This is a genomic window from Pararhodobacter sp. (genome assembly GCF_034676545.1).
In the GTDB taxonomy this organism is placed as follows: Bacteria; Pseudomonadota; Alphaproteobacteria; order Rhodobacterales; family Rhodobacteraceae; genus Pararhodobacter.
The window spans coordinates 2,116,822-2,138,194 of record NZ_JAUCBZ010000015.1; the positions used below are offsets into that span (position 1 = coordinate 2,116,822).

General features: G+C 60.5%; 17 protein-coding genes and 1 pseudogene. 7 read left to right on the forward strand and 11 right to left on the reverse strand.

Going from position 1 to position 21,373, the window contains the following annotated elements; translation table 11 throughout:
• The 7 genes from nuoL to VDQ28_RS14025 all read left to right on the forward strand — a co-directional run bounded on the left by nuoL (position 1) and on the right by VDQ28_RS14025 (position 9,206).
• A complete protein-coding gene (nuoL, locus tag VDQ28_RS13995; protein WP_323036521.1) occupies positions 1 to 1,965 on the forward strand; it encodes an NADH-quinone oxidoreductase subunit L in 1,965 nt (654 codons plus the stop codon).
• Positions 1,965 to 3,527, forward strand: a complete 1,563-nt coding sequence (locus tag VDQ28_RS14000) for an NADH-quinone oxidoreductase subunit M (RefSeq protein ID WP_323036522.1) — start codon at positions 1,965 to 1,967, stop codon at positions 3,525 to 3,527. Before nuoL ends, VDQ28_RS14000 begins: the two co-directional genes overlap by 1 nt.
• Positions 3,528 to 3,540: 13 nt before the next feature.
• Complete coding sequence (gene nuoN, locus VDQ28_RS14005; RefSeq protein ID WP_323036523.1) at positions 3,541 to 4,980, forward strand: NADH-quinone oxidoreductase subunit NuoN; 1,440 nt, start codon at positions 3,541 to 3,543, stop codon at positions 4,978 to 4,980.
• A complete protein-coding gene (locus VDQ28_RS14010; protein WP_323036524.1) occupies positions 4,970 to 5,719 on the forward strand; it encodes a biotin--[acetyl-CoA-carboxylase] ligase in 750 nt (249 codons plus the stop codon). The genes nuoN and VDQ28_RS14010 overlap by 11 nt, the downstream gene beginning before the upstream one ends.
• Positions 5,720 to 5,734: 15 nt before the next feature.
• A complete protein-coding gene (locus VDQ28_RS14015) occupies positions 5,735 to 6,508 on the forward strand; it encodes a type III pantothenate kinase (RefSeq protein ID WP_323036525.1) in 774 nt (257 codons plus the stop codon).
• Positions 6,505 to 8,178 carry a ribonuclease J gene (locus VDQ28_RS14020; RefSeq protein ID WP_323036526.1) on the forward strand — a complete coding sequence of 558 codons (1,674 nt, stop codon included), beginning with the start codon at positions 6,505 to 6,507 and terminating at the stop codon, positions 8,176 to 8,178. The genes VDQ28_RS14015 and VDQ28_RS14020 overlap by 4 nt, the downstream gene beginning before the upstream one ends.
• A gap of 62 nt (positions 8,179 to 8,240) precedes the next feature.
• Positions 8,241 to 9,206, forward strand: a complete 966-nt coding sequence (locus tag VDQ28_RS14025) for a FliM/FliN family flagellar motor switch protein (protein WP_323036527.1) — start codon at positions 8,241 to 8,243, stop codon at positions 9,204 to 9,206.
• Here VDQ28_RS14025 and VDQ28_RS14030 read toward each other — a convergent pair.
• The 11 genes and pseudogenes from VDQ28_RS14030 to VDQ28_RS14080 form a co-directional block, all read right to left on the reverse strand.
• Positions 9,203 to 9,925, reverse strand: coding sequence for an ABC transporter ATP-binding protein (locus tag VDQ28_RS14030; protein ID WP_323038130.1), 723 nt, complete (start codon positions 9,923 to 9,925; stop codon positions 9,203 to 9,205). The genes VDQ28_RS14025 and VDQ28_RS14030 overlap by 4 nt on opposite strands.
• Before the next feature lie 15 nt (positions 9,926 to 9,940).
• Complete coding sequence (locus VDQ28_RS14035) at positions 9,941 to 10,723, reverse strand: ABC transporter permease (protein WP_323036528.1); 783 nt, start codon at positions 10,721 to 10,723, stop codon at positions 9,941 to 9,943.
• Positions 10,720 to 11,764: pseudogene (gene alr, locus VDQ28_RS14040) on the reverse strand (alanine racemase). The gene VDQ28_RS14035 and the pseudogene alr overlap by 4 nt, the downstream one beginning before the upstream one ends.
• 253 nt (positions 11,765 to 12,017) lie before the next feature.
• Positions 12,018 to 12,824, reverse strand: coding sequence for a cytochrome c (locus VDQ28_RS14045; RefSeq protein ID WP_323036529.1), 807 nt, complete (start codon positions 12,822 to 12,824; stop codon positions 12,018 to 12,020).
• A 108-nt stretch (positions 12,825 to 12,932) separates the two neighbouring features.
• On the reverse strand, positions 12,933 to 13,394 hold the full coding sequence (locus VDQ28_RS14050; RefSeq protein ID WP_323036530.1) for a cytochrome c: 462 nt from the start codon (positions 13,392 to 13,394) through the stop codon (positions 12,933 to 12,935).
• A 129-nt stretch (positions 13,395 to 13,523) separates the two neighbouring features.
• Positions 13,524 to 14,855, reverse strand: coding sequence for a 3-deoxy-D-manno-octulosonic acid transferase (locus VDQ28_RS14055; RefSeq protein WP_323036531.1), 1,332 nt, complete (start codon positions 14,853 to 14,855; stop codon positions 13,524 to 13,526).
• Between the two features lie 72 nt (positions 14,856 to 14,927).
• Positions 14,928 to 15,722 (reverse strand): carnitinyl-CoA dehydratase, encoded by a 795-nt coding sequence (locus VDQ28_RS14060; protein ID WP_323036532.1) that lies wholly within the window; start codon positions 15,720 to 15,722, stop codon positions 14,928 to 14,930.
• Positions 15,722 to 17,710, reverse strand: a complete 1,989-nt coding sequence (locus VDQ28_RS14065) for an acetate--CoA ligase family protein (protein WP_323036533.1) — start codon at positions 17,708 to 17,710, stop codon at positions 15,722 to 15,724. The genes VDQ28_RS14060 and VDQ28_RS14065 overlap by 1 nt, the downstream gene beginning before the upstream one ends.
• Positions 17,711 to 17,721: 11 nt before the next feature.
• The gene (locus tag VDQ28_RS14070; RefSeq protein WP_323036534.1) at positions 17,722 to 18,885 is read right to left on the reverse strand and encodes an acyl-CoA dehydrogenase family protein; all 1,164 of its coding nucleotides are present in this window, start codon (positions 18,883 to 18,885) and stop codon (positions 17,722 to 17,724) included.
• Entirely contained in the window at positions 18,885 to 20,345 is a 1,461-nt protein-coding gene (locus VDQ28_RS14075; RefSeq protein ID WP_323036535.1) for a carnitine 3-dehydrogenase, read from the reverse strand. Before VDQ28_RS14075 ends, VDQ28_RS14070 begins: the two co-directional genes overlap by 1 nt.
• Positions 20,346 to 20,432: 87 nt before the next feature.
• Positions 20,433 to 21,347 (reverse strand): 3-keto-5-aminohexanoate cleavage protein, encoded by a 915-nt coding sequence (locus VDQ28_RS14080; protein WP_323036536.1) that lies wholly within the window; start codon positions 21,345 to 21,347, stop codon positions 20,433 to 20,435.
• Positions 21,348 to 21,373 lie beyond the last annotated feature (26 nt).

The following is a 21,373-nucleotide window of genomic DNA, read 5'->3' on the forward strand; positions in this document are numbered from 1 at the left end:
ATGGCAACGATGCTTCTCTTTGCTCCCCTGTTGGGCGCGATCATCTGCGGTCTGTTTTGGCGCGCAATCGGCGAAAAGGCCGGGATGATCATTGCCACGGCGCTGCTGTTCTTGTCGGCGGGCCTGTCGTGGATCACGTTCCTGACCTTTGACGGTGCCGATCAGACCATCCATCTGTTTCGCTTCATCGACTCGGGCACCCTGGCCGGGGATTGGGCGATCCGCATGGACCGTCTGACGACCGTGATGCTGATCGTCGTCACAACAGTTTCGGCGCTGGTTCACCTCTATTCCTTCGGCTACATGGCGCATGACGACAACTGGACCAAGACCGAGGCTTACCGCGCCCGGTTCTTTGCCTATCTGTCGCTGTTCACCTTCGCGATGTTGATGCTGGTGACCGCCGACAACCTGGTGCAGATCTTCTTTGGCTGGGAGGGCGTGGGCCTGGCGTCCTATCTGCTGATCGGTTTCTACTGGAAGAAACCCAGCGCCTCGGCGGCGGCCATGAAGGCCTTCATCGTCAACCGGGTTGGTGACTTTGGCTTCATCATCGGCATCATGATGCTGTATTTCCTGACCGACTCGGTCAAGTTCGACGATATCTTCCACGCGGCCGAAACACTGTCGCAGACCACGCTCCACTTCCTGTGGACCAACTGGAACGCGGTCAATGTCGTGTGTTTCTTCCTGTTCATCGGCGCGATGGGCAAATCGGCGCAGTTGTTCCTGCACACCTGGTTGCCCGACGCAATGGAAGGCCCGACGCCGGTATCGGCACTGATCCACGCGGCAACGATGGTGACCGCCGGTGTGTTCCTCGTCAGCCGCATGTCGCCGCTGATGGAATATGCCGACGACGCCCGCGCTTTCATCGTTTTCATCGGGGCCATGACGGCATTCGTTGCGGCCAGCATCGGTTTGGTGCAAAACGACATCAAGCGCGTGATCGCCTATTCGACCATGTCGCAGCTGGGCTATATGTTCGTGGCCGCGGGGGTGGGCGTCTATTCGGTCGCCATGTTCCACCTGCTGACCCACGCGTTCTTCAAGGCGATGCTGTTCCTGGGGGCCGGTTCGGTGATCCACGGCATGCATCACGAGCAGGACATGCGCCATTACGGCGGGTTGCGTCACAAATTGCCCTATACGTTCTGGGCGATGATGATCGGCACACTGGCGATCACCGGCGTTGGCATCCCGTTGACCCACATCGGCTTTGCCGGGTTTGTCTCCAAGGACGCCATCATCGAGAGCGCGTTTGGCGGCGGGGCGACCTATGCCTTCTGGTTCCTCGTGATCGGTGCGGCGATGACCTCGTTCTACTCATGGCGTCTGATGTTCCTGACGTTCTTCGGCAAACCGCGGGGCGACAAGCACACGCACGAGCACGCCCATGAAAGCCCGCTGACCATGTTGATCCCGCTGGGCGTTCTGGCGGTGGGCTCGGTGCTGGCCGGGATGATCTGGTACGATCCGTTCTTTGGCTCGCACGAGTTTGTGCACGCGTGGTTCGGTCATTCCATTTTCATGCTCGACAGCAACCACACGATTTACAACGCCCACGAGGCGCCGGTCTGGGTCAAGGTTGCACCGTTCATCGCAATGGTGTTCGGCTTCTGCCTGTCGTATTTGTTCTACATGATGAAACCGCATCTGCCGGGGAAACTGGCGGCAAACCAGCCGATCCTGTATCGCTTCTTGCTGAACAAATGGTACTTCGACGAGATTTACGAGGCGATCTTCGTGCGTCCTTCCATCGCCCTTGGCCGTTTCCTGTGGAAGCGCGGCGATGAGAACACGATTGACGGGTTCCTCAACGGCTTGTCGCTTTCCGTCCTGCCGAAATTGAACCGCGTCTATGCACGCGTCCAGTCCGGCTACCTCTACACCTATGCATTTGCGATGGTCCTCGGGATCGCGGCACTTGTCACCTATGTTACGCTCACCGGAGGGGCGCACTGATGCTGAACCTTCTGTCCATCATCACCTTCACCCCCGCGGTGGCGGCGCTGGTTTTGGCCGTATTCCTGCGCGGCGAAGATGAAGCGGCGCAGCGCAATGCCAAATGGCTTGCGCTGGTGGCGACCTCGGCAACCTTCCTGATCTCGCTGATCTTGTTGTTTACCTTTGACCCCTCGGACACCGGCTTTCAGCAGGTCGAAGAGCGGACCTGGATCATGGGTCTGACCTATAAACTGGGGGTCGATGGCATCTCGGTGCTGTTTGTCATGCTGACCACCTTCCTGATGCCGATCACCATTGCTGCCTGCTGGAACGTGACGCACCGGGTCAAGGAATACATGATCGCCTTCCTGCTGCTGGAAACGCTGATGATCGGCGTGTTCGTGGCGCTGGATCTGGTGCTGTTCTACCTGTTCTTCGAAGCCGGTCTGATCCCGATGTTCCTGATCATCGGCATCTGGGGCGGCAAGAACCGCATCTACGCGGCGTTCAAGTTCTTCCTCTATACCTTCATCGGCTCGGTGCTGATGCTGGTGGCGATGATCTACATGTATATCCAGGCCGGCATGACCGACATTCCGACGCTGCTGTCCTTTGAATTTGACGCAGGTCCGGTCACCTTGCTGGGCTGGCAGATCGCCGGGGGCGCGCAAACGCTGATGTTCCTCGCGTTCTTCGCGTCGTTTGCGGTGAAAATGCCGATGTGGCCGGTCCACACCTGGTTGCCTGATGCACACGTTCAGGCACCCACGGCGGGTTCGGTCATTCTGGCGGCGGTTCTGTTGAAGATGGGCGGCTATGGCTTCCTGCGCTTCTCGGTGCCGATGTTCCCGGCGGGTGCCGAGATCATCGCGCCGCTGATCCTCTGGCTCAGCGCGATTGCCATCGTCTATGCATCGCTGGTTGCTTTGGTGCAGCAGGACATGAAGAAACTGGTGGCCTATTCTTCGGTCGCGCATATGGGCTTTGTGACGATGGGCATCTTTGCCCTGAACAAGCAGGGCCTTGATGGGGCGATCTTCCAGATGATCAGCCACGGCTTCATCTCGGGCGCATTGTTCTTGGCGGTTGGCGTGATCTATGACCGCATGCACACCCGCGATATCGACGCCTACGGTGGCCTCGTGAACCGGATGCCGGCCTATGCGGCGGTGTTCCTGCTGTTCACCATGGCCAACGTCGGCTTGCCCGGAACCTCGGGTTTTGTCGGCGAGTTCCTGACCCTGATGGCGGCATTCCAGGCCAACACCTGGGTTGCCGCGGTCGCGGCGACGGGCGTGATCCTGTCGGCGGGCTATGCGCTCTGGCTGTATCGCCGGGTGGTTTTTGGCCAGCTGATCAAGGAAAGCCTCAAGTCCATCAAGGATCTGAACGCCCGCGAAAAGCTGATGTTCGCGCCCTTGTTGGCGATGACCCTGCTGCTGGGCGTCTATCCGGCCCTGGTCACCGACCTGATCGGCCCCTCGGTCGATAATCTTCTCACTCACTATAATGCCGCGGTTGGCACCGAGGTGGTCGCTGACGCGGCTGCCCATGCCGCTCCCGCCGCCCCAAGCCACTGAAAGGCCCACCCAGATGACCTCGGTTGATCTTTCGATTGCGCTTCCTGAAATCCTGCTGGTGATCTGGTCACTGGTGGCATTGATGGCGGGTGCTTACTTCGGCAAAGACAAGTTGGCGGTGCCGCTGACTTGGGGAACCGTTGCCGTGCTTCTTTTGCTGGCCGTGCTGGTTGGTGTTCTGGAACCTGAGACCCGCTCTGGGTTCGGCGGGTTGTTCGTCGATGATGCCTTTGGCCGCTTCGCCAAAGTGGCGATCCTGCTGTCGGGCGCCGCCGTGCTGGTGATGGGCATGGATTACTTCGAGCGCCTCAACCTGATGCGCTTCGAGTATCCGATCCTCGTGGCACTGGCGACCGTGGGCATGATGGTCATGGTTTCGGCCAGTGACCTGATCACGCTTTACATGGGGCTGGAATTGCAATCGCTGGCCCTTTACGTTTTGGCCGCGTTCCGTCGTGACAGCGTCAAGGCAACCGAGGCGGGGCTCAAGTATTTTGTGCTGGGTGCCCTGGCGTCGGGTATGTTGCTTTACGGCGCTTCGCTGATCTATGGCTACGCTGGCACCACCCGCTTGGCCGATATCGCCAGCACCATTCACGGCGAGCATCTGCCGATCGGGCTGCTGATGGGCCTTGCGTTCATGCTGGCGGGCTTGGCGTTCAAGATTTCCGCCGTGCCGTTTCATATGTGGACGCCTGACGTCTACGAGGGCGCGCCAACGCCGGTCACCGCCTTCTTCGCCACCGCCCCCAAGGTTGCCGCCATGGGTCTGCTGGCGCGGCTGGTGTTCTCGGGCTTTGGCGAGGCTGCGGCGGATTGGGGCCAGATTTTGGGCTTCCTCGCCGGTGCCTCGATGGTGGTCGGTGCCATCGGTGCCCTGAGCCAGCGCAACCTCAAGCGCCTGATGGCTTATTCCTCGATCTCGCATATGGGCTTTGCGTTGCTGGGCCTGACGGCGGGCTCTGCGTTGGGCGTCAAGGCGATGCTGTTGTACATGGCGATCTATGTCGCGATGTCGATCGGCGTCTTTGCGTTCATCCTGTCGATGCGCCGGGAAGGTCGTCCTGTTGTGCAGATCGACGACCTGAATTTGCTCTCGAAGTCGCAACCGATGCAGGCGCTGGCAATCCTGATCCTGATGTTCAGCCTTGCCGGCGTGCCACCGTTGATCGGCTTTTGGGCCAAATTCGCGGTGCTGACCGCGGTGATCGACGCGGGCTACATCCTGTTGGCGGTGATCGGGGTGATCGCGTCGGTGGTCGGTGCGTTCTATTACCTGCGGATCGTGTATTTCATCTATTTCGGCAGTGAAGTCGATCCGCTCGACGCCGATGTCGCGCCCGTTCAGCGTTGGCTGACTCTGGCGGCGGCGGCGATCACCTTGGTGGGCGTTTTCAACCTCTTCGGGATCGAGGGCCCTGCTGCAATCGCGGCGCAGGCTCTTGTCCAATAATCCGCCGCATTGGCCGCAGGGCTATCAGCGTGTGGTGCTGTCGCAAGTGGACAGCACCAACGCCGAAGCCTTGCGCCAAGCATCACGGCTGACGGACCCCACCTGGTTTCTGGGATTGCAACAGACGGCGGGTCGCGGGCGACGTGGACGCGCCTGGGCTGACCCGCCGGGAAATTTCTCTGCGACCTTGGCGATCCGGCTGACGGATGCCCCCGCCAAACTGGCGCTGCGCTCTTTTGTGGCGGCGTTGGCGTTGCATGAGGCGCTGATCGCAATCACCGGGCTGGAGATCGGATTTGCCCTGAAATGGCCGAATGATGTGTTGCTGAATGGCGGCAAGCTGTCGGGCATTTTACTCGAGAGCACGGGGCAGGGCGTGCTGGCGATTGGCATCGGGGTGAACCTGAGGTCCCGCCCGGCCGCAAATCCGGATGCCGGCGGCTTTGCGCCGGCCTGTCTGCGCGATGAAACCGGGATTTCGGTGACGCCAGAGGAGTTTCTGAACCACCTCGCCCCGGTCTATGCGCAATGGGAAGAACGGCTGGTCACCTATGGATTCGAACCCGTCCGCACCGCCTTTCTGGCGCGGGTCGCGCGGCTGGGCGAACCGTTGATCGCCCGCACCCAGCACGACGAAATCCACGGCGTCTTCAAGACAATCGACGAGACTGGTGCGCTGGTCCTCGACACAAGAAACGGCCGCGTTACCGTCCCGGCCGCGGACATCTTTTTTCCCTGACCCTGAGGGGGGCTCATGCTTCTTTGTATCGACACCGGAAATACCAACACCGTGTTTTCGATTTGGGATGGCACTCACTTTATCGGCACATGGCGTTCGGCGACCGACCATCGGCGCACTGCTGACCAGTATTTCGTCTACCTCTCGACACTGATGTCGCTGCACAAACTCGATGTGAGGATTACCGACGTGATCATTTCCTCGACCGTGCCGCGTGTGGTGTTTAACTTGCGGGTCCTGTGTGACCGCTATTTCGAGTGTCGCCCGTTGGTCGTCGGCAAGCCCGAATGCCTGTTGCCGGTGCCGCCACGGGTGGAGCCCGGCGTGCGACCGGGGCCGGATCGGCTTGCCAATGCGGCCGGGGCGTTTGATCGCCACGGTGGGCATGTCGTCGTCGTTGATTTCGGCACCGCGACCAATTTCGACGTCGTGGCAGAGGATGGCGCCTATGTTGGTGGCGTGATCGCTCCGGGCGTGAATCTCAGCCTCGAGGCCCTTCACCAAGGGGCTGCGGCGCTGCCACATGTCGATATTTCGCGGCCAGAGAACGTAATCGGCAAGAATACTGTCGAATGTATCCAGTCAGGCGTGTTCTGGGGGTATACAGGCCTCGTCGAGGGGATTACGGCTCGTATCAAAGCCGAATACGGCCAACCGATGAAAGTCGTGGGGACAGGGGGGTTGGCCTCGTTGTTTGCTCAGGGCAATACGCTCTTCGATGTGATCGAAGACGATTTGACGATGCACGGTCTGACCGTCATCCATTCGCATAACAAGGACACCGCATGACGCGTGAACGACTGATTTATCTGCCGCTGGGTGGGGCCGGCGAAGTGGGCATGAACGCCTATGTCTATGGCTACGGCCCCAAGAATCGCGAGCGGTATATCGTGGTCGATCTGGGCGTGACCTTTCCGGACATGGATGGCACCCCCGGCGTCGATCTGATCATGGCCGATATTGCCTGGCTCGAAGAACGCCGCGACCGGCTGGACGGGATTTTCATCACCCACGCGCATGAGGATCACGTCGGTGGCCTTGGCCATTTGTGGAGCCGTCTGCGCGCGCCGATCTACACCCGCGACTTCACCGCCCGAATTGCCACCAAGAAGATGATCGAGGCCGGGCAACCAGCGGATCAGGTGATCACCGTCGGCGCTATGCCCGAGGTTGTCGAGCTTGGCCCCTTTCGGGTGCAATTCGTGCCCGTTTCGCATTCGCTGCCCGAGGCCTCGGGCCTGTTGATCGAAACGCCGGCGGGTCGCATCTTGCACACCGGCGATTTCAAACTGGACATGGCACCGGGCGTTGGTGAACCTTTCGATGAAGAACTGTTCCGGTCCATTGGTGACAAGGGCGTTCATGCCATGGTCTGTGATTCGACCAACGTCTTCTCGCTTCATCCCGGTCGTTCCGAAAGCTCCTTGCCGGCCGCCATCACCGAACTGGTACGCGGTGCCGAGGGCATGGTCATCGCGACGACTTTTGCCTCGAACGTCGCCCGCATCCGCACGTTGGCCAAGGCCGCCCGCGCCGCCGGTCGGTCGGTGTGCCTGTTGGGTCGCGCCATGCAAAACATGGTGCGCACGGCAACGGAAACCAAACTTTTGCTCGATTTCCCGCCGACAGTCAGCGCCGAAGAGGCCAAAGACCTTCCACGAGAAAGCCTCATGCTGATCGTGACCGGGTCGCAGGGCGAACGTCGTGCCGCTTCGGCGCAATTGTCGCGCGGCTCGTATCTTGGTTTCACCCTCAAAGAGGGCGATCTGTTCCTGTTCTCCTCAATGACCATTCCCGGCAACGAGCGTGGTGTTTTCAAGATCGTCAACGCCTATTCCGAAATGGGCGTCGATGTCGTCGACAACACCCAAGGCGCGTTTCACGTCTCAGGCCATGCCAATCGCCCCGATCTGGAGCGCATGCATGAGCTGGTGCGTCCCAAAATCCTGATCCCGATGCACGGCGAACACCGTCACCTGCGCCAACACGCGCGTCTGGGTGCCGCGCGTGGCATGATCACCGCCATCGCGCCCAACGGCACCATGCTGGACCTTGCGGGTGCCGAGCCCGAGGTCGTGGAATTTGTCGAAACCGGGCGTTTGTACCTCGATGGCACCGTGCTTTATGGGGCGATGGACGGGGTCGTCCGGGAACGGATGAAGCTGGCCTTGAACGGTCTTGTCATGGTGACGTTGATAATTGATGAAGATGGTTTGCCGATGGGCGAGGCTTGGGCCGAGTGCCTGGGTCTTGCGCGGCAGGGTCGTTCGCGCCGTCCTTTGGCTGAGGTGATCGAAGAAGAGTTGGCCACCGAATTGGATCGCGCCGGCAACAAGGTTCTGGCGTCCGATGACAAGCTCTCCGAGACGATCAAGCGTCGGGTGCGGCATGTGTGTGTCGATGAAATCGGAAAGAAGCCCGAGGTGACAATTGTTGTCTCGCGCCTGTCCGACGAGTGAGTTTGACAAGGGTTTGTTAACGTGTACCTGCGATCTTGTGAAAAAGGCAGGACTCTCTGGTTATGACCGTGCAAACCCGCGAAACGACGGTGCTGCGGCGAAAACTCTCGCCGCGAACCCCCGCTCCCAAAGCGGCCAGTCCCGTCTTGACGGGACCGGCACAAGGGATCGGGCGCTCGTTTGCACGCGCGGTGTCGGCAACGGCGCATTTGGTCGCGGAACAAGGCAAGACACAGCGCCAAACCGTCAGCCAATCAGAATTGCTCGACAGCATTGATACCGATGCCTTTGTGGCGCTTCTGACCGCCGGCGACTCGGGCCCGGCTTTGGCGATTCTCGATCAATCGGGCTTTTCTGCGATTATTGAGGCGATGACGATTGGCCGTCTTGGCTCACGCGCCGCGATCCCTCGGCGACCGACCCCCACCGACGCAAGTCTGCTGGCGGAAATGTTGGACAAGACGCTTGCCGGCCTTGAATCCGGGACCTTGGCGGCGATGCATCTGGTGCAAGCCGTACCCGACCATCGGCTGCTGGCCGTGCTGCTGGACGACACCCAGTTCGACTTGGTCACGCATGACGTAACGCTGGTGAGCGGTGATCAATCAAGGCCAGCACAGTTGGTTTTTGCGTTTCCTTGCGTGGATGCCGAAGAGACGGAGACTGCGAGCGGCACCGCGCCTGCAAGTGCCGACGGGTCGGGCTGGGCCGAGGCGTTGGAGGCGTCGGTCCTGCGCGCGCCCGCGTCACTCAGGGCAGAGTTGGGCCGAATCACGCTGCCCCTGTCTCGGGTGTTGGAACTCGACGTTGACAGTGCCTTGACCCTGCCGCTCTCGAACCTCGAAGAGGTGCAACTTGTCGCGCTGGACGGCTCGGTACACGCCTCCGGGCGACTTGGTCAAAGCCGCGGGATGCGGGCGGTGCGCTTGACATCCTGGCCCAATGGAACGCCTCCCAACCCCATTATGACCGAGATCACGCCCGCCACTGCGCAGAAATTGGCAGCGCCGAATGACGACATCTCCTAGCGCAGCGTCGGGATCGGGCCGGTGGTGCGGCCGTGCGTAAATTGTTGCATGATAGGGTCGGTCGTGGTGAAGGCGTCCGCGGTCGTGCCTTGCCAATAGAACTGCCCCTCGTGAAGCATCGCAACCCTGTCACCCACGTCTTTGACCGTGCGCATGTCATGGGTGATCGTCACCGCGGTTGCCCCCATTTCCGTGACGATCTCTCGGATCAGGGCATTGATGACCGCCGACATGATCGGATCCAAACCGGCGGTGGGTTCGTCAAAAAACAAGACCGGCGGGTCGCCAGCAATGGCGCGTGCAAGGCCAACGCGTTTTTGCATGCCGCCTGACAATTCGGCCGGAAACAGATCTGCTGTTTCAGCACCCAATCCCACGCGTGCCAATTTCTCGACCGCCAATGCATGAGCTTCCGCCGGGCCGAGTCGGTTCCGTCCGCGCATCAGGCGAAACGAAACATTCTGCCAGACGGGAAGCGAATCGAAGAGCGCCCCGCCTTGAAACAGCATGCCGACCTGCTCGGCGAGGATTTGCGGGCGCGGGTTCTCCAACCCGGCCACGCGGACAAAGCCGCTGTCCGCGCGCACCAATCCCAGCAAACACTTGATCAACACCGATTTTCCGGTCCCTGATCCGCCGATCACCACCAGGCTTTCGCCTTTCTCGACATCAAAAGAAACGCCTTTGAGGACGCGCTTTGTGCCGAAAGACTTGACGATATTGGCGGCATGAAATCATGCGGAAAAGAACGCTTCTGTCAGCAAATAGTTGGCGGCCAAGATCAAGATTGACGCCAAGACGACAGCGGATTTCGTCGCTTCACCGACGCCCTGCGCGCCGCGGCCAGAATTCATGCCGAAATAGCAGCCGGACAAGGCCACCAGAAATCCGAACGCCGCCCCCTTGATCATACCCGAGGCAATGTCCCAGAACTCCAGGAAATCCAATGTGTTACGAAGATACAGAGGGCCATCGAAACCAAGCCGGGAGATTCCAACGGCATAGCCGCCCAAGACGCCGATTGCGTCGCCAACCGCGACAAGAATCGGCATTGCCAGCGTTGCGGCAACCACGCGCGGCACCGTGAGATATTGCATCGGTTCAACCGCCAACGTCCGCAGCGCGTCGATTTGCTCCGACACTTTCATCGTGCCGATTTCCGCCGCGATGGATGACGCGACACGCGCGGCGACCATCAAGCCGCCCAAAACCGGCCCCAATTCCCGCACCATGCCAATTGCCGTGATCGACGGGACGGTAAACTCCGCCGAGAACCGGGCAGAGCCGGAGTAGATTTGCAATGCCAGGGCGCCGCCGGTGAAAAGCGTGGTCAAGCCGACGACGGGGAGGGATAGCCAGCCGATTTGCACCATCTGGATCAGGAATTCGCGCAGGTAAAACGGTGGTCGGACGATCCAGCCAAGGGTTTGCACGGCAAAAAGCACAAGTCGGCCAATCGCGCCCAGAATATCGCCCATGGCGCGGCCCGTTGCGCCAAGCGCCGTGGTGATGGTCATAGTGAGGACCCCAGGTAGCGACGGCGATATCGCGCGCCGAGACTGGTCAAAATCTCGTAGCCAATGGTTCCGCCAGCCTCGGCGAGCGCGTCGATCCCTTGGTGTTCATTCAGCAGATCCAGCGAGTTCGGGGGTCTCGGTCAGGTCCGTCACATCAACGGTGATCAGATCCATCGAGACGCCGCCGACAACCGGGCAGGGCGTCGCGCCATCCCAGAGCTTGGCAGCGTTGGACAGTGACCGCAGGATGCCATCGGCGTACCCGGCGGCCACCGTGGCGATGCGTGACGGGCGCTCGGCCAGCCATGTGCAACCGTAGCCCACGGGTTCGCCTTTGGCGACCTCGCGGACCTGAATCACCGGAAGCGACAAGGTCACAACCGGGCGCGCCTCGTCGAAAGGTGCGCCGCCGTACAGGCCAATGCCGGGCCGCGCGAGGTCAAAGTGATATTCCGGATTCAGCAGAATGCCGCCGGTGGCCGCAAGAGATCTTGGCCCCGTGTAACCCGCTGTCATATTGAGGAAATTATCCATCTGTTGCGCGTTAAACAGATGTTCATGTTCATCGGCGCAAGCCAGATGCGACATCACCAGAACCGGTTCGGCAGAGATCGCGAGGTCGCGAACGGCCGCCCATTCTGCGGCCTCCATCCCCAGCCGGTTCATCCCGGAATCGAGTTGAACGCCAAAGGGGTGATGCGGCAGGACCTCCAGATGGCGAACCAGTTGCTCGGCAGAGTTCAGCAGGGGGATCAGGTTGAGGTTGCGCAATGTCTGCGCGTCTCCCGCCATATGCCCTGAAAACACGAAAATGCGCGGCCCGGAACCCACCGCCTTGCGGATGACGGCGCCTTCTTCGGCCAGCGCCACGAAGAACGTGCGCACGCCGGCCCCCGCCAGCCGGCCGGCGACTTTGTCCGCGCCAAGGCCATAGGCGTTGGCCTTCACGGTTGCGCCAGTTTCGGCGCGGCACAGGCGATCCAGCCGCTGCCAATTGGCGGCAATCGCATCAAGATCAATGGTCAAACGAGCGGCTGTCATGGGCTTGGTTTGGCCATTCCCGCGCCTGCAAGTCAAGGGAGAATGCGTGCTCGGCGCAGTTCCGCCGAGCCTGTGGATAAGTCGCCTCAATTTCGCCCAAATTTAGTTTGAACCTGTTGCAAATCACGCGCAACAGATGTTTGTAGCCACGACGATTCTCGTCAAGCAAATGGATCCAACATGACCAAGCCTGCACGCCAGTCCAACCCTGCCCCGACGCCAGCCCAACCCGCGCCGCGGCCTGCCCAAAAGTTCACGGATTGGGCGATGATCTGAACGCCACGATATAGGTGGCAATTGCCGCCCGATCTTCGGGCGACAGGCGGCTCGTATTGGCGATGACATCGGCCATCGAGCCGCCGACCACATCAAAGGATGGTGTAAAGCCGCTTTGAAGATAGGCGGCGATATCGTCAGCAGACCACCCGCTTGGCGGCAACGCCGGAATGCGCCCATCGCCAGCCGGGTTGGCTGCCCCCGCAAGCCACAGCGACCGATCCAACCCACCCGCAATGTTGCGCGGTGTATGGCATTCGGCGCAATGGCCCAGGGCCTCGACAAGATAGCGACCACGCGCCAGTTGTGGATCGTCGCTTTCAGGGGCTACAAAATCCGTGTTGAAATTCAAGAGCTTCCAAAGGCCAAGCCCGCGCCGGATGCTGAACGGGAACCCGACCTCATGCGGTTGCGACGGTGTCGCATCGGCAGGAAGGGTTTGCCAGAACGCCCATAAATCCGCGATATCTTGGGGGCTTGCGCGGCTATATGTCGTATAGGGAAACGCCGGATAGTAATGCGCACCGTTTGGTGCGACGCCCAGTAAGACCGCGCGCGCAAAGTCGGTTTGCGACCAAGCGCCGATGCCTTCGGTGGGGTGCATGGAAATATTCGGCGCCCGAAACGTGCCGAATGGCGTGGCGAACGCGTGCCCGCCCGTCAAACGCAGGCGGGCCTCTGTCGGCGCGTTTGGCTCCAGACCCGGTGCCGCGTGACAACTGGCACACCCCGCCGCCCAAAACACCGCTTCGCCCGAGGTCGCATCCCCCGGATGCGTGCTCAAAACGGCGAGCGTTTCATCGGGAAGGGACGCGGGCCGTGTCAGCGCCCAAAAAAGCGCCGCTCCCCCGATGAGGCAGGAAATGCCAAGGCCCGCGACAAGACGCATCAATTACTGTGGCTCTCGATAGGCTTGGTGGCACGCCCCGCAGGCGCCACCAAGGCCGCCCATGGCACCCTGCAACGATGCAAGATCCGTTCCCGCCGCCGCCATCATCGCCTCGGTGGCGGTTTGCAGCGTGACAAAACGCGCCACGAAATCATCGGGGTTTTCCCAGATTGCCGGCAGGGCTCGGGTCCCCTCCGTGTCAAAATTGTCGGTCCCATCGGCCCACATGCGACGGGTATCGACCATGGCCAGAGTATGCAGGTTCGCGGCGGCTGTTGCGGCCATCTCCGCGTCATAGGGCATGCGGTTTTGCGCCATACCACCGATTACGCCCAGATTATACGCAAGCAGATCCATATAACTTTGACGCGCGGCGATGTTTGGATCGGCTTGCTCATCCGCGACAGCGGCACCGGTCAGACTGCAACCGGCCAAAATGGCAATCAGGGCGATTTTGCGAAACATGGTGGTCTCCTCGTGAATGGGTCAGATCTTCAAGTTACGCACAAGTTTGCCTGTCTACTCATCTCAATTCCGTGATCCGCTGATCCCGGATGCACAGGTTTTGTGTATCCTTGCACAGTGGCAATTCCGTCACATCGGGCTGTTCGCCAGCTCGTGCGCGTCGTCTTTGGCCGCGTTCACGAAGGCGTCGATGGCCCGCAAGGCATTCTCCAAAGGTTCCATATTGGCCGCGACCAGAGACTGCGCGGCCGCCAGATACGGTTGCCTGAGCGCCGGATCTTGCAGCGCGACCACAGCTTGCGCAAGTTCGGTCGGCGACCCGATTTGGCGGGCGGCACCAATGTCCTGCAACCGCGCGTAGCTTTGCGCAAAATGGCTGACCGACGGGCCGTGGATCACAACGCAAGACAATTGCAGCGCCTCGAACGGGTTTTTCCCCAACATCGGCCGCTGGTCGAGCGCCAGGGAATGCCCCAGAAACGCGATTTTGCTCATCCGATACCACAGGCCCATCTCGCCCATCGTATCCGCGATATAGACCTGCGTATCCTCGGTCATCGGTTCCTTGCGCGAGCGACGGGCAACATGGCGAAAGGATTTCAGCGCCTCGGCTTCGGTCTTGTCGGCCTGCGTGAGTTGGCGCGGGGCCAGGATCAACAACAGGTCAGGAAGGCTTTGGCAAGCCAGTGCATGGGCGGCGATGATCAGACGATCTTCATCTTCGTGCGTGGCCGCAGCAAGCCACCGCGGGCGGCTGCACAACAGCTGATCCAGTTTTTCACGCTCGACGCGTTGGTCGGGCAGCGGATCGGAGGCGCTTTTCAGAACACCCATCACCTCGAGCTGTTCGGGCGCAGCGCCCAATCGCACGAACCGCGCAACGCTTGTTTCATCCTGCACCAGAATCCGGGTGATCAGTTTGATCAAATAGGCATAGGATTTGGCGGCTCGCAGTCGGCGCTCGACGCTTTTTTCGGTCAAGATCGCGTTGATCAGATAGATCGGAATACTGCGCTCGGCGGTTCGCAACATCATTGTGGGCCAGAGGTCGATTTCGGCGATGAACAGGGCATCCGGCTGCCAATGGTTCAGGAAACGACGCACCGCGGTCGGGGTCTCGATCGGTGCGTACTGGTGAATGACGTTCGCCGGTAGGGTGTTGTTATCCAGCGCTTTTTCGGACGCATAGGTCGAAGTCGTCAGCAGTATCGTCAGAGCGGGCTGGCGGGTTTCGAGGCGACGGAACAGGGTCAGCAGCGCAAGGCTTTCGCCGACGCTGGCGGCATGGAACCAGATCAGCCGACCGCTCGGTCGTGCCAATTGCGCGTTGCCGAATTTTTCCGCAATCCGATCCGGATTTTCCAAGCCTTTGCGTTTGCGGATTTCCAGCGCCAACCACCAGATCGGCGCCGCAGCGGCGACCAATCCAGTGTAAAAACGCAAGAAAAATGGAACACCCATAGAGGTTTCCCCGCCGCAAAGAGCTTTGGGATAGGGTTTCCGCGTTGCAAGTGCAAGTGTCGGGCGCGTGGCTTAGCGGCCCTTCCAGACAGGGTCGCGCTTTTCGGTAAAGGCGTTTTGCCCTTCCATCAGATCCTCGGAGCCATAGAGCCGGTCAACTGTGGCGAATTGCCGTTTCGTGACGCGGTTCAATGCGTCCTGAAAGCGCATGTCCTCGGCCTCGCGGACCACCTCTTTGATCGCCGCGTAAACCAGTGGCGGACCCGAGGCCAAATGCCGCGCCAGGTCCCAGGTTTTCTCCAACAGGTCTTCCGGGGCACAGATTTCGCGGATCAAACCCCAGTGTTTGCCCTCCTCGGCGTCAAACCAGCGCCCGGTGAGCAACAGGTCCATCGCGACATGGTAGGGGATGCGCTTGGGCAATTTGATGCTTGCGGCATCGGCGATTGTGCCGGAACGGATTTCTGGCAAGGCGAATGTCGCGGTCGAGGACGCGAGAATCAGATCGCAGCTCAGCGCCAATTCCAACCCGCCGCCGCAGCAAATCCCGTTCACCGCGCAGATCACCGGCTTGTTGAGGTTGGGCAATTCCTGCAACCCCCCAAACCCACCGACGCCGTAATCGCCGTCAACGGCATCGCCGCCGGCCGCGGCTTTCAAATCCCAGCCCGGACAAAAGAACTTGTCGCCTTCGGCCCGCAAGATCGCAATGCGCAGGGTGTCATCATCGCGGAAGGCTTTGAAAACATCCCCCAGAACCCGACTGGTCGCAAGGTCGATGGCATTGGCCTTTGGCCGATCCAGCGTCACCTCAAGAATTGCACCGTCGGCGCGGGTTTTCACCGGACCTTGCGTCAAATGTTTCATCAGATTTCCTCCCATAGCACAGCGTCCACGGCCACCACGCCCGATCGGCGCAAGATCAGTGGGTTGATCTCTATTTCTGCAATGCCGCCGGTGCTTTGCATCATGTCTTGCAGAACCATTGCGGCATCAATCGCTGCCGGGATATCAGGCTTTGGCCGACCACGATAGCCATTCAGCAGGGGCCAGAGCCGCAATGACTGCAACCCCTCGGCGATCTGATCGCGCGTGACCGGCAGGACCAAAGTCACCGTATCTGCCAGAAGTTCGGCGGCAATCCCCCCCATGCCAAGCGTCAATGTCGCGCCGTAGACTGGATCACGGCGAACGCCCAGGATCAATTCCGCGACTCCATCGCCGACCATTTCTTCAAGCAGATACCCTTCTGCGCCGGGCATTGGCGTTTGCTGCGATAGGTCCGTCACCCCCAAGCGCACCGCACCGGATTCGGTTTTATGAGCAAATCCAAGCCCTTTGAGCGCGAAAGGATATGTCAGACCTTCGGGATTCAGGCCGTCGAGCGTGTCGGACGTCACCCCGCGCGGCACCGCGATCCCGGCGGCACGCAAGCGGTGCTTCGCGTGCGCCTCATTGATCAGTGTCACAGAGGCCGGTGTGGACACCGGCCACGGCCGCCACCCCGCATGCCCGGCGGGCGTCTGCGCGGCTTTGATTGCGGCCAGCGCGGCGTCCAAACCCATCAACGGCACCACTCCGCGGTCGATCATGGCGATTGCGCGCGCCTCGTCGAAATTCTCCGGCAGCGAGGCCACTGGAAACGCCGGTTTTCCGGTGTTTCTCTGCGCGTCCTCGATGGCTTGCAGCGCGGGTTCAAAGCTGCTGGGATCGCATCGATCCGGGCGCGGCGGATCAATTACGAACATGCCAGCGTCATATCCCGCCAACATTGTCGTGAAAACCTCGGTCGTTTTCGGCCCATCCCCCCAAATGAAGGTGTGATAATCCAGCGGATTGGCAACGGTGACAAGCGGCCCAAGCGTTGCCGAGAGGCGGGTCCGCTGCTCCAAGGATGGTGCTGGAAAATCAATGCCATAGGGGGCAGCGAGATCGGCAACGAGGCCCGCCTCACCCCCCGAACACGACAGGGAACACAGGCGCGTGCCCAGATCAGGACCATGGCAATGGAAGATTTTCAGGGTTTCGATCAGGTCGCTCAGGGATGTGACTTCGGCGATGCCCGCCTGTCGCAAAAACGCCGAGGATGCCACGCTTTCGCCGGCCAGCGACGCCGTGTGGCTGGCGGCGGCGGTGCGCGAGGCCTCGGTCTTGCCGGACTTGATTGCGACAATGCCTTTGCCCGCAGACCGCGCCGCCTCGGCCAATTGGGCAAGCGCCGGGGCGTCGGTGATCCCCTCGATGTACAATCCCAACGCCGTGACCCGGTCATCTGCCAAAACGGCGGCTGCAAGGTCCGCCAGCCCGACCTGCGCGGCATTGCCCAAACAGGCGACATAGGCCACGGGCAATCCGCGTGCCTGCATCGTCAGGTTGATGACGATATTCGAGGATTGACTGATCAGCGCGACGCCGGTTTGAACCCGGCGGCCACCATGTTGATCCGGCCACAGCAAAGCGCCGTCCAAGTAGTTGATAACACCGTAACAATTCGGACCGAGGATCGGCATTGATCCGGCCGCCTTGACAAGGTCTGCCTGCAATGCGGCTTCGCCGGTTTCCTGCCAGCCACTGGCAAAGCAAATGGCACCGCCAGCCCCCATCGCCGACAGTTCCCGCACGACCTCGACCGTCGCGTGTCGATTGACGCCGACAAAAACCGCATCCGGTGCTGCGGGCAGCGCGGCGAGGTTCGGAAAACAAGCGACCCCGCGTATCGCGCTGCGGGTCGGGTGGACCGGCCAAACCGGCCCGGAAAACCCCATTTTCGCGCATTGCTCGATAACATTGGCGGCCCAGCCTGCGCCCAACACGGCGATCGACTGCGGGCGCAAGAGCCGTGACAGGTCCTTCATCGCCGTTTCCCCTAGGCGCCGAGTGGTCTGAGCAGTTCCCGGCTGATAATATGACGCTGAATTTCGCTGGTGCCTTCCCAGATCCTTTCCACGCGTGCATCGCGCCAGATCCGCTCCAACGGCAATTCGTCCATCAGCCCCATGCCACCGTGTATCTGGATCGCTTCATCGGCAATCATCGCCAGGGCTTCGGTTGCCTTCAGTTTCGCCATCGCCATATCGGCGTCGGTCACGGTGCCTTGGTCGAACTTCCATGCCGCCTCATAGGTCAACAACTCGGCCGCCTTGAGCTCCAGCGCCATGTCGGCCAGCTTAAAGGAAACCCCTTGAAATTTCCCGATTTGTTGGCCGAACTGCTTGCGTTCCGCCGCCCAGGACAGCGCGTGCCCCAATGCGCGATCGGCCCGGCCGATGCTGGTTGCCGCGACCTGCAAACGGGTGGCGCCCAGCCAATCATTGGCAACCTCGAAGCCTTTGTGCACCGCACCGAGCACGTTTTCAGCCGGGATTCGGCAGTCATCGAACTCCAGGATCGCGTTCGAATAGCCGCGATGCGAGACGTTTCGATACCCGTCGCGCACGCTGAAACCAGGCGTTCCTTTGTCGACGAAAAATGCGGTGATCTTCTTTTTCTTGCCGCGAGGCGTGTCTTCTTCGCCCGTCGCCATGAAAGCGATGGTGAATCCCGCAATATCCGCGTGGCTGATGAAATGCTTCGTCCCGTTCAGGATCCAGTCGGTGCCGTCCGGATGTGCGCTTGCCGTCATGCCGCGCAGATCCGAGCCCGCGCCCGGTTCGGTCATCGCCAGACAATCCCAGGTTTCGCCACGAATACACGGCATGAGATAGCGCTCACGCTGGTCCGGTGTGCCTGCCAAAAGGATGTTTGACGGGCGTGCAACGCAAGTCCAGTGCAGCGCATAGTTCGCACGACCCAACTCGCGTTCATACAAAAGCCACGTCAGTGTATCGAGGCCAGCGCCCCCCACATCCTCTGGCATGTTCGCTGCGTAAAGCCCCGCATCCATTGCCTTTTTCTGCAACTCGCGGATCAGTTCCATGGGCAGGTGACCGGTTCTCTCCACCAAGGCCTCGTGTGGATACAGCTCTTTTTCGACGAAAGCCCGCGTGGTTTCCGCGATCATGCGTTGTTCGTCTGACATTCCAAAATGCATCAGGATTTCCTTTGTCCGACGAAGCGACCCGCCGTGTCAGGGCGCGCCAGCGCGCTGTGTGCCGCGGTGATGGGAGTCAGCCGTTCCAGAACCTCGGGTTTGACCGGGCAGGCGCGACCGGCCGCCATGTCGACATGCAGCAACATCTGCTCGATGCTCGCGACCAGGGCTCCGTCGCGTTCAATGCGGATGAACAGGTGCAGACGCTTTTCGTCCGAACCGAGAACCTGTACTGACCCCGTCAGTTTGTCGCCGAGTTTCGCCTCGCCCGCATGCATGATGTGGCTTTCGGCTGTATAGTAGCTGTGTCCGGCCTTCACATACTCCAGACCAGCGCCGATAAATCGCAAGAACGCATCGCAAGTCTCTGTCGATGCATGTAAATATCGGCTCTCGGTCATATGTCCGTTATAGTCGATCCAGCCAGGCAAAACCTGCATATGGGCAAGCACCAGCGGCGCGGCGGTGTCCGGCGTTGGTGCGGAAGCCAAGGTGCGGCGCCGTTCATCATGGTCCAACAAGACCTTGCCGGCGCCCCAGTTTGTGTCTTTGAGGACGCGGAGAAAGCCGATCAGGTTCTGGTCGCGAATGCGCTCCAGCTCACGAATGGAGTGATGACCGGATTGTGCATCGGATTGCCCGGCGATCAGGTCCACCAATTCATCCGTGAATTCAGGGACATCCATCAACTTGGTCCAGGGCCAGGTCAGGCAAGGGCCAAATTGTGCCATGAAATGTTTCATGCCCGCTTCGCCGCCGGCCACGCGGTAGGTTTCGAACAACCCCATCTGCCCCCACCGCAGACCAAACCCCATGCGGATTGCCTCGTCGATTTCTTCGGTTGTAGCAACACCATCTTTGACCAACCACAGGGCCTCACGCCAAACTGCTTCCAGAAACCGGTCTGCGATATGGGCATCGATTTCCTTGCGCACATGCAACGGATACATGCCAATTTCACGCAGAATTTCTTTTGCGTTTTCAATATGGTCTGGGTCGTTCTTCTGGGATGGTACAACCTCTGCCAGGGGCAGCAGGTAAACCGGATTGAACGGATGCGCGACAAAGATCGTTGCGGGATTGGTTGCCTTTATCTGCAATTCGGACGGCTTGAATCCCGACGTTGACGAACCCAGAAGTGTCGTCGGGGCATGCGCTTGAATTTGGGCATAGACTTTATGCTTGAGCTCCAAGCGCTCGGAAACCGATTCTTGAATGTAATCAGCGCCTTCTACTGCATCTTGAATGGTCTTTGAAAATGTCAGACGTCCCTCGGCTGGCATGGGAACGTCTGCAAGGGCGGGCAGTGCCGCACGCGCATTGGCCAGAACCTCACCGATCTTGCGGGGAGCTTCAGGATCCGGGTCGAAGATGGCGACGTCCCAACCCGACAGAAGAAACCGCGCAGCCCAACCGCCGCCAATTACGCCACCACCGACGATTGCTGCCTTCCGAGTCATGGTCGTTCTCCAGTAAGGGCTCAGCCCTGAATTGTTTATCATTAACAGTTGCGTAGAGGTCACTATTGACGTGTTTTACGCGACGCTTCAGCGTGGCAGAGGCGCGCGCTTTTCAAGATTGAGCCGCTTTCGCACCTCATCAGGGCCGATAACCCGCGCGCCCATCGTTTCGATGATGGTCACCGCCCGTTCCACCAACTGCGCGTTGGTTGCCAGAACGCCCTTGTCCAGCCACAGGTTGTCCTCCAGGCCGACGCGCACGTTCCCGCCCGCCAGGACTGCGGCCGCAACATAGGCCATTTGGTTGCGCCCCAGGCCGAATGCCGACCAGTGCCAGGTGTCAGGCACGTTGTTCACCATGGCCATGAAGGTGTTCAGATCGTCCGGTGCGCCCCACGGCACGCCCATGCACAGTTGCACCAGAACCGGATCCTTGATGATCCCCTCGGTAACCAGTTGTTTCGCGAACCACAGATGCCCGGTGTCAAAGGCCTCGATTTCGATCTGCACGCCGCTCTCGGTCATGCGCTGCGCCATATCGCGCAACATGCCGGGCGTGTTGACCATCACATAATCGGCTTCGGCAAAATTCATCGTGCCGCAATCCAAGGTGCAAATCTCGGGTCGGCACTCGACCACATGCGCCACACGTTCGGCCGCGCCCGCCATATCCGAGGTTTTTGCCATCTGATGCATGGCCTCGGTGCCGTCGAACAGCAGATCGCCGCCCATGCCCGCCGTCAGGTTCAGGACCACATCGGTGCCCGAATCGCGAATCCGCTCGGTCACTTCGCGGTACAGCGCCGGATCGCGCGACGGAGCGCCGGTTTCCGGGTCGCGCACATGGCAATGGACCACCGCCGCACCGGCTTTGGCGGCCTCTATGGCGCTGCTGGCAATCTGTTCGGGTGAGCGGGGAACATGCGGGCTGCGGTCTTGGGTGCCGCCGGAACCGGTCACGGCGCAGGTGATGAACACCTCTCGATTCATCGACAAGGGCATAGGGCTTCCTTCCGTTCGGGCGTTGA